Genomic DNA, 276 nt, shown 5'->3' with positions numbered 1-276 from the left:
GTGTACGGGCGGATCCGGTGATGCCGACCGCCCAGTGAAGTCACCTTCGTGGTGAAGTCGGCGGCCCGGTAGTTGTTCCCGTTGTCCGTGACCACCCGGTCCACGGTGATGCCGTGGGCGGCGAAGAATGCCCGCGCCCGGCAGAAGAACCCGATCGTGGTCACCGCCCTCTCATCTTCGAGTGCCTCGGTGTAGGCCAGGCGGGTGAACCCGTCGATCGCCGAGTGCAGGTACGTGTACCCGACCCGCCGGCCTGCACCACGCTTGGAAGCACGG

The 276-nt window shown here is 67.0% G+C and carries 1 protein-coding gene; it reads right to left on the bottom strand.

Translation table 11 applies throughout. From position 1 onward, the window contains the following. A partial coding sequence (locus tag HMPREF2863_RS00015) for a DDE-type integrase/transposase/recombinase (protein ID WP_141756320.1) occupies positions 1 to 276 on the bottom strand: 276 nt, incomplete at both ends.

Source organism: Micrococcus sp. HMSC067E09 (assembly GCF_001812555.1).
GTDB classification, from domain to species: Bacteria; Actinomycetota; Actinomycetes; order Actinomycetales; family Micrococcaceae; genus Micrococcus; species Micrococcus lylae.
The sequence above is the reverse complement of the archived record's forward strand: the minus strand, read 5'-3'. Positions and strand labels throughout refer to the sequence as shown.